This window comes from Streptomyces sp. NPDC006283 (assembly GCF_040613325.1).
GTDB lineage: Bacteria > Actinomycetota > Actinomycetes > Streptomycetales > Streptomycetaceae > Streptomyces.
Genome location: NZ_JBEXRZ010000298.1, coordinates 1 through 7168, shown reverse-complemented (window position 1 = coordinate 7168; position 7168 = coordinate 1). Strand labels below are relative to the sequence as shown.

The 7168-nt window shown below is 72.0% G+C and carries 8 protein-coding genes and 1 pseudogene; 6 read left to right on the top strand and 3 right to left on the bottom strand.

Translation table 11 applies throughout. From position 1 onward, the window contains the following. The 4 genes from ABZ070_RS34150 to ABZ070_RS34135 all read left to right on the top strand — a co-directional run. Positions 1 to 1109 (top strand): acyl-CoA dehydrogenase family protein (locus tag ABZ070_RS34150; protein ID WP_356639717.1); only part of this gene is annotated, 1109 nt, incomplete at its 5' end. A 67-nt stretch (positions 1110 to 1176) separates the two neighbouring features. Further along, a complete protein-coding gene (locus ABZ070_RS34145; protein ID WP_356639715.1) occupies positions 1177 to 1992 on the top strand; it encodes a 4'-phosphopantetheinyl transferase superfamily protein in 816 nt (271 codons plus the stop codon). 190 nt (positions 1993 to 2182) lie between these two features. Then, the gene (locus tag ABZ070_RS34140; RefSeq protein WP_356639713.1) at positions 2183 to 2914 is read left to right on the top strand and encodes an HAD family hydrolase; all 732 of its coding nucleotides are present in this window, start codon (positions 2183 to 2185) and stop codon (positions 2912 to 2914) included. Between the two features lie 94 nt (positions 2915 to 3008). Beyond that, entirely contained in the window at positions 3009 to 3476 is a 468-nt protein-coding gene (locus ABZ070_RS34135; RefSeq protein ID WP_356639711.1) for a GNAT family N-acetyltransferase, read from the top strand. Between the two features lie 173 nt (positions 3477 to 3649). Here the strand turns inward: ABZ070_RS34135 and ABZ070_RS34130 are convergent. The 3 genes and pseudogenes from ABZ070_RS34130 to ABZ070_RS34120 all read right to left on the bottom strand — a co-directional run. Continuing rightward, a pseudogene (locus tag ABZ070_RS34130) lies at positions 3650 to 3730 on the bottom strand (class I SAM-dependent methyltransferase); the annotation flags it as partial. A 39-nt stretch (positions 3731 to 3769) separates the two neighbouring features. Continuing rightward, positions 3770 to 4696: a sterol desaturase family protein gene (locus ABZ070_RS34125; RefSeq protein WP_356639709.1), complete on the bottom strand. Its 927-nt coding sequence runs from the start codon at positions 4694 to 4696 to the stop codon at positions 3770 to 3772. Between the two features lie 153 nt (positions 4697 to 4849). Beyond that, positions 4850 to 5359, bottom strand: coding sequence for a hemerythrin domain-containing protein (locus ABZ070_RS34120; protein WP_356639707.1), 510 nt, complete (start codon positions 5357 to 5359; stop codon positions 4850 to 4852). A gap of 268 nt (positions 5360 to 5627) precedes the next feature. On the opposite strand from ABZ070_RS34120, the gene ABZ070_RS34115 reads away from it, so the two are divergent. Both ABZ070_RS34115 and ABZ070_RS34110 read left to right on the top strand, forming a co-directional pair. Beyond that, complete coding sequence (locus tag ABZ070_RS34115) at positions 5628 to 6344, top strand: response regulator transcription factor (RefSeq protein WP_356639705.1); 717 nt, start codon at positions 5628 to 5630, stop codon at positions 6342 to 6344. A 123-nt stretch (positions 6345 to 6467) separates the two neighbouring features. Further along, the coding region (locus ABZ070_RS34110; RefSeq protein WP_356639703.1) for a condensation domain-containing protein at positions 6468 to 7168 on the top strand (701 nt) is incomplete at its 3' end.

Here is a 7168-nt window from a genome sequence, read left to right as displayed (position 1 = left end):
GGCCGCCGCGCCCCCCCCCCCCGGGCATGCGCGGCAGCCGGTTCTCCGGCCTGTCGTTCACCGACTGCCCCGCCGGCGCCGACACCCTCGTCGGCGCCCTCGGCGACGGCGTCCCCCTCGCCCTGCGCACCTACCAGGTCAACCGCTGCCTGATCCCCGGCACCGTCGTCGCCGGCGTCGACAGCGTGCTGCGCTTCGCCGTACGCGCCGCCACCACCGGCCGGCCCGCCGGAGCGCCACCACGCCGCTGGCATCCCGTCCTGACCGGCGTCTTCGCCGACCTGCTGGCCTGTGACGCCATGGCCGTCACCGGACTGCGCGCCCTGAGCCTGCTGCCCGACAGCGCCCATCTGCTGGCCGCGGCCGTCAAGATGACCATGCCCGACCTGCTCCGCGAGGACCTCGAGGAACTGTCCACCGTCCTCGGCGCCCACGGCTACGACCGCGGCCCCCGCTACGGCGGCTTCCAAAAACTCGTACGCGACCTGCCCGTCGCCGGCCTCGGACACGCCGGCACCGCCGCCTGCCAGGCCGTGATCGTCCCCCAACTGCGCACCCTGGCCCACCGCTCGTGGTTCCGCACCGACGAACCGGCCGGCCGGCTGTTCCTGCCCTCGGCGCCCCTGCCCGCCTTCGACTACCGCAGACTCACCCTCTCCGGCAGCGACGACGTCCTGACCGCGTCCCTGATCGGCAGCGCCGAACGCCTCGGCCCGCTGCGCACCACCGGAGCCGCCTGGGCCGCGCTCGCCGACCTCGCCGACGCGTTCGTCCAGGAGATGCGGGTCCTGCGCGAACAGTGCGCCGCCCTGCCCGACATCGCCCGCGCCGCCCTCGTCGACCCCCGCGCCTGCGCGCTGGCCGACCGCTACGTCCTGGTCCTCGCGGCCGCCGCCTGCCTGGGCGTGTGGCAGGGCCAGGACGGCACCGACACCTTCCTGTCCGACCCGGCCTGGGCCGTCCTCGCCCTGACCCGCATCGGCCGCAGGCTCGGCGTCCCGGTCCCCGACCTTCCCGACGGGACCACCCAGCCGGTCCTCGAAGAGGTCCTCGCGCGCTACCGGGACCGCCGCAGTTTCGACCTGTACGACACACAGCTCGCCGGATAGCACCGCCGTCCGGTCCCGCCGCCGGGATACCGGGCGGGGAAAAGGGGAGAGGGGAGAGGGGACAGTCATGGACGAGCCGAGGATCAGCACACCGATCCATGTACCGCGGCCCGCCGGGCCGTGGCAGGGCGTGCACGAGAACCTGACCCGCCTGGGCAACGCGGTGGTGCACACCACCTGGGGCGAATGGCTGCCCGCGGCCCTCGCCGCACCGGGCCTGCGCCGGCTGCTGGGCCGCGACTGGACCCGCTACCGCCGCATCCCCGACGCGACCGTGCGCTACCGCTTCCTCGCCGCCCGCCTGCTGATGAAATACACCGCCGCCGCGGCCCTGCGCGTCGAACCCGAGACCCTCGATCTCGCCTACCGCCTCGGCGGCCGCCCCTACCTGCGCGGCTTCGACCAGATCGACCTCAGCCTGACCCACACCGGCGACCTGATGGCCGTCGGCCTCAGCCGCCACGGCCGCATCGGCGTCGACGCCGAACCGGCCGACCGCCGCATGCGCTTCGACCTGCTGCAGGCCCAGATGTGCACCCCCACCGAGGCCGCCGAACTGGCCCCCCTGCCCGAAGGCGAGCAGACCGCGCAGACCCTGCGCCTGTGGACCCTGAAGGAGGCCTACACCAAAGCACTTGGCCAGGGCATGCGCCTGGGCTTCACCGAATTCGGCTTCGGCCTGCAAAGCGGCCGGCTGCTGGCCCCCGACGGCTCACCCGCCTCCCGCGGCGAATGGGCCTTCGCCACCCACCCGGCCCTCGGCCGCCGCTACCTGCTCTCCGTCGCCTGCCACGACACCGGCCTCGACGCCGCCGACGACACCTCCGTGCGCACCATGCTCGACCCCGGCTTCCTCGCGGCCATGGCCGACCACCAACCGTGAACGACCGTGCCGCACAGGCGCGTTCAGCGCGGCCGGCGCGGCCGGCGCGGCCGGCGCGGCGGCTGCGAAGTCAGTCAGGCATGGAGGCGCGAAGCGGCGATGAAGTCGCAGGAAAGGGCTGGTTTGGCACCCGGCTCTCGGGGTGCTCACGCTGGTCGAGGGAGGCGGCTTACTACGAGATGATCCTCCCATGGCGGATGTGATTTTCTTCGATCTGGACGGCACTCTGGTCGATCATCGAAGCGCGGTCTTGGAAGCGATCGGCCAGATCATTCAGGCCGCACCGAACGCGACGGCTCCACCGGAGGAACTGGTGACGTTGTGGTGGACGCTGGAGGCGCGCCACATGCGGGAATACCTGGCCGGTGAGTGCTCCTTCGCCGAGCACCACCGACGCAGGGTCCGTTCCTTCCTGCCCATGATCGGTGAGCCGGTCCCTGAAAATTTCGACCGTCTGGACGCCTGGATCGCCGAGCGCTACCTCACCGTGTTCGAGGAGTCCTGGCGGTGCTATCCCGATGTCCAGCCCTGCCTGGAGACTTTGAAACGGCTTCCCCGAGGACCGCGTCTGGCCGTTCTCACCAACGGGGACCCCGAGCAGCAGCGCGCCAAGCTCGCCCGCTTCGGCCTTCTCGAATACTTCGAAGCCATACTGACCCCGACCGAGCTCGGTGCGGCCAAGCCCGTCGCCTACGCCACCGCGTGCCGACGGATGCGGACGGACCCCGCGCAGGCGATCAACGTGGGCGACATGCTGGAAAGCGACGTAAACGCAGCCGCCCTCGCCGGACTCACCGGCATCTGGCTGGACCGCGGCATCGACTTCGTCACCGGTGGACCATCGCCGACGGCAGACGAGACGGTCCTCCGCATCGAACAGCTCACCGACCTCCCTGACCACCTATCACGCAAAAACGCCTGACCGGCTCTCACGGCCGTCGTAGGTGAGGGACTTGACGGCACCGACCGCGCGCGGGCCCACGGTGCGAAGAACGACAACGCGAGAGAGGGAACCGGTGAGCAACACCGATATCAACGCCGAGCCGGTCGACACGGGTGACGCCCGGGAGCTGCTGGAGGAATATCAGCAGGAACTTTTCCAACGCTGGAGTGGTCCGCTGCTGCACGATCAAACCGAGGCGCCGGCAGCCGGCACGGGACTGGCCCCACCCGGCGGGCTCCTCCTTCTGGCGAGGGTCAACGGCAGCCCGGCGGGCTGCGTTGGCATCCGGGCGCTGTCCCCAGGCGTCGGCGAGATCAAGCGCATGTTCGTGCGCCCTGCATTCCGCGGCCAAGGGATCGGCCGGGGCCTGCTGACTGCCGTCGAAGCTGAGGCCCGCAAGCTTGGCCACACCCGGCTACGGCTGGACACCATGGAGGAACTCATCGAGGCTCGGGGCCTCTACGCCGCCTCCGGCTACATCGAGATTGCCCCGTACACCACCAATCCCTACATCCGGCACTGGTTCGAGAAGACCCTCTGAGTACACGCCTGCTTCGAGGTCCTGGACATGCTTGATGGCGCGGGGACAGGGCTCACTGGCCCGACCAGGTACACGGTGGCTCGATACACCCGGCCATGACCCGCGGGGCCGCCACCGCACGCCTGGGCAGGGCAGAGACGATGCCCCTGCCCCGCCGGGTCAGTCGGCCCGGCCATCCTCGGCGACAGGTCGACCCCGAACGTGTCCAGCTGCGCCGTCACGTGCCCGGCCCCGCATCCCACGTCCGCGACCGGCCGCAGCCCGAGAACGCCTCCGCCGGGCCCCGACGACGCTCAGCGATGCTCCGCCGCAGGACGCGGCGGAGCAGGGCGAGGACCGGAACCGGCCGTGCGTCGTGGCCCGGTCGGTGCGGCCGGCGCCGGCGCTTCTGGCGCCGGTTCCCAGCCCGGCCCGCGGAAGACGCGCCCGGCCATCTCGCGCAGCGTGCGGGCACGGCGTACGTCGCGGGCGATGGCCGCGTACTCGTGGGTGGCCACCCGCAGCGGGTTGTACGTCTCGATGTTCTTGGTGAGCCCGTACACGGGCCGCTCGGTCTCGGGCGCGAACGACCCGAAGAGCCGGTCCCAGACGATGAGGATGCCGCCGAAGTTGCGGTCCAGATAGCTGCCCTGGGAGGCGTGGTGCACCCGGTGGTGCGAGGGCGTGTTGAGGACCCACTCGAACGGCCTCGGCAGCTTGTCGACCCGCTCGGTGTGGATCCAGAACTGGTACACGAGGCTGACCGAGGAACAGAAGGCGAGCGCGGCCGGGTGCACACCGCAGACGACGAGGGGGAGGTAGAACGGCCACGAGGTGAGGCTGGTCCACGGCTGGCGCAGCGCGGTCGAGAGGTTGAACTTCCGGCTGGAGTGGTGCACGACGTGGCAGGCCCACAGGATCCGGACGACGTGGTGGCCGCGGTGGGACCAGTAGTAGAAGAAGTCCTGCGCGAGCAGCATCAGCAGGACCGTCCACCACGCGACGGGGACGCGGGCGGGCGTCAGTTCGTACACCGCGGTGTAGATCGCGACGACGGGGATCTTCCACACCAGGTCGGTGACGAGGCTGCCGAGCCCCATGCCGATGCTGGTCGCCGCGTCCTTGGCCTCGTAGCCGGCGGCGTCCTCGTCGGGATGCAGGCGGTAGCTCACCATCTCCAGGACGGTGAGCAGGACGAAGGCCGGGATGGACCACAGCACGACATCGGGAAGGTTCGGCATGCGGCTCACCGTAGAGCGCGGGCCGGTGGGTGGATAGATGTAGTTACCGATAAGTAAGCAGGGTGGACCGTTCCCGGATTCTGTCGACTCCCGCCAAGCGGAGTGAGTCTTCCGTCCCGGTGCACGCCCGCCCGGCCCGGGCCGGGACTGCAGTCAGGAGGTGGAGGACATCACGTCCTGGATCACGATGCCGCCGGGCAGCGGGGCGCCCAGGTCGTTCAGGGCCGCCACGATCTTCTTCTCCTCGTACACGAAGTGGGACTCCAACAGCGCCGCCAGGCCGTCCAGTTCATTGCGCACGTCCTGCGCGGGCAGCGGGCCCTCGTCGTCGCCGAGGCCGCCGAGGAGCTCCTCGATCCGGCGCAGGATGTCCGCCACCGTGTGGTGGTCGCGCTCCAGTTCCTCGAGCACCGGCCGCAGTTCGGGGAACTGCGCCGCCAGCGCGGGGAACGCCCCGTCGTCCTCGTCGGTGTGATGGCGGCGCACCGCCGAGCAGAAGGTCAGGCAGTGGGCCCGCAGTTCCCGGGGCCGCTCGCCGCCCTCCAGGAAGGCGTCGACGTCGTCGGCGAGCCGGGCCAGCTCCTCGCGCAGCCACAGGTGGACCGCGATCAACTGGTTGCCGAATGCCGCGAGTCGCTCGTTCGGCCCGGTGAAGGTTCCCATGCCCGTCCCATACGTCGTCGTGGAGCGCGATACCACCACCGTCCCGGCGGCCCGGTCAAGCCGGCCCCGCGCAGCCCGCCGCCCGCCTGCAGTGGTTCTCGAGCGGTTCCCTGCCGTGCCGCGAGCGCCGCCGCCTACGGGCGGGCCGCCCGCCCTCCGGAACAGCTCAGCGCACCCTCGAAGCCGGCTGGAGAAGCCCGGGCCGCCCGCCGGCCGGCGGATAGTGTGACCGGGCTTGATGACCACAAGCGCGGAAAGGGGGCAGGCCATGACAACCGACGCGGGAACCGGCCTCGGCCGGACGGCGCCTGCGCACGGCGGGGCCTCCGTGCTGCGCATGCTGCCCGGCGGGGCCACCGACGCCGGCGGGGTGCGGCTGTTCCTCGTCGGCGCCGACGCGCTCGCCCGGGCCGGCATCCGCTCCCTGCTCGACGGGCAGGGCGGCATCAGCGTCATAGGGGAGGACGAGCCGGGCCCCCGGGCCCTGGCCGCGCTGCGGGCGCACACGCCCGACGTGCTCGTCGTCCACGGGATGCGCGAGGAACACGAGGTCGACGCCCTGCTCGGCCACATCGACCCCGCCGTACGGGTGTTGACCGTCGGCGGGGCCGAACCCGGCGCGCGCCCCGCGCCCGTCCTGCACGGCCATCTGCCGGTGACCACCACCTCGCAGCAACTGGCCGCCGCCGTCTCGCTGACCGCCGCCGGCTACTCGCTCACCCGCGGCCCGCTGCCCGCCGCCGAAGAACCCGCCCGGCCCCGCACCGCGCCCACCGTCTCCGACGTACCGCCGGAGCAGCTCACCGGCCGCGAGTGCCAGATCCTCGACCTCGTGGCCCGCGGCCTGTCCAACACCGAGATCGCCCAGTCGCTGACGCTGTCCGAACACACCGTCAAGACGCATGTGCAGAACCTGCTGAACAAGCTGCGGCTGCGCAACCGGGTGCATGCGGCCATCTACGCCTTCGAGACAGGGCTGCGCTGACACGCCCCCGCCCGCGGGCCCCGGCGCACATCAGGAGCGGGTCAGCGCCCCGTCAACCCCGGGCGCGAGGCTGAGCGGGATTCTCGCCGCCCAGCCGCGGACGGCCCGGACCTTGGGGGAAGAGTGCCCGTTCCCGACGACGCGCGCCTGCCACTGACGGCAGCCCAGCTCGGCATCTGGTTCGCGCAGGCCCGGGACCCGCGCAGTCCCGTCTACAACACCGGCGAGTACGTCGAACTCACCGGCGACGTCGACGCCGAACGCCTCGAGGCGGCACTGCGCGAGACCGTCGCCCGCACCGACGCGCTGCGGCTGCGCTTCCACACCGACGCCGGCGGGAACGTCACCCAGAGCATCGCCGAGCACGTCCCCTTCACCCTGCACCGGATCGACGTCAGCGGCGCCGACGACCCCGAGGCCGCCGCCGACGCCTGGATGCGCGACGTCATCGGCCGTCCCCTCGACGTCACCGGCGGCTCGCCGCTGTTCACCCAGGCGCTGATCACCCTCGCACCAGGCCGCCACCGCTGGTTCCAGCACGCGCACCACCTGCTGCTCGACGGCTACGCCTTCCGGCTCGTCGCCGAGCGCGTCGCCCGCGCCTACCGCGGCGACACGCCCGACACCGACACCGGCATACGGGAACTGATCGAGGCGGAAGCCGCCTGGCGCGCCTCCGACGCCTACGCCGCCGACCGCGCCCACTGGCTCGCCGCCCCCCGCACCGCCCCCGTCACCCTCGACCGCGCAGCCGTCGCCGCCTCCCTGCGCCGCACCGGACGCCTCGTCGTCGTCCAGGAGGACAACCGCACCAGCAGCTACGG

What these genes read in the sequence shown, in the direction of transcription:
- ABZ070_RS34145 (WP_356639715.1), top strand. Translation starts at nt 1,177, where the DNA reads ATGGACGAGCCGAGGATCAGCACACCGATCCATGTACCGCGGCCCGCC.
- ABZ070_RS34140 (WP_356639713.1), top strand. Translation starts at nt 2,183, where the DNA reads ATGGCGGATGTGATTTTCTTCGATCTGGACGGCACTCTGGTCGATCAT.
- ABZ070_RS34125 (WP_356639709.1), bottom strand. Translation starts at nt 4,696, where the DNA reads ATGCCGAACCTTCCCGATGTCGTGCTGTGGTCCATCCCGGCCTTCGTC.
- ABZ070_RS34120 (WP_356639707.1), bottom strand. Translation starts at nt 5,359, where the DNA reads ATGGGAACCTTCACCGGGCCGAACGAGCGACTCGCGGCATTCGGCAAC.
- ABZ070_RS34115 (WP_356639705.1), top strand. Translation starts at nt 5,628, where the DNA reads ATGACAACCGACGCGGGAACCGGCCTCGGCCGGACGGCGCCTGCGCAC.